Raw genomic sequence first — 448 nt, forward strand, 5'->3', positions numbered from 1 at the left:
GGACACGCTGTCGTAGGCGCGGAGATAAACTTCTTCGTATTTGACCGTGCGCCAGAGCCGCTCGACAAACACGTTGTCGCGCCAGGCGCCCTTGCCATCCATGCTGATGGCGATCTTCGCGTCCAGCAGCACATCGGTGAACTCGAGGCTGGTGAACTGGCTGCCCTGGTCCGTGTTGAAAATCGCGGGCCTGCCGTGCTTCGCCAACGCCTCCTGGACCGCTTCGACGCAGAAGGCCGCCTCCATTGTGATCGAGACGCGATGGGCCAGGACCCGTCGGCTGAACACATCGACGACCGCCGCGAGATAGACGAAGCCACGCCGCATCGGAATGTAGGTGATGTCCATTGCCCACGCATGGTCGGGCCGCTCGATCTTCAATCCGCGCAACAGGTACGGGTAGATCTTGTGACCCGGAGCCGGCTTGCTCGTGTTCGGGCGACGATAG

Annotated in this window: 1 protein-coding gene; it reads right to left on the reverse strand. The window is 62.1% G+C overall.

From position 1 onward, the window contains the following. Positions 1 to 448 (reverse strand): DDE-type integrase/transposase/recombinase (locus I6F38_RS43380; RefSeq protein ID WP_225164714.1); only part of this gene is annotated, 448 nt, incomplete at both ends.

This window comes from Bradyrhizobium sp. BRP56 (assembly GCF_020194035.1).
Classification (GTDB): domain Bacteria; phylum Pseudomonadota; class Alphaproteobacteria; order Rhizobiales; family Xanthobacteraceae; genus Bradyrhizobium; species Bradyrhizobium australafricanum.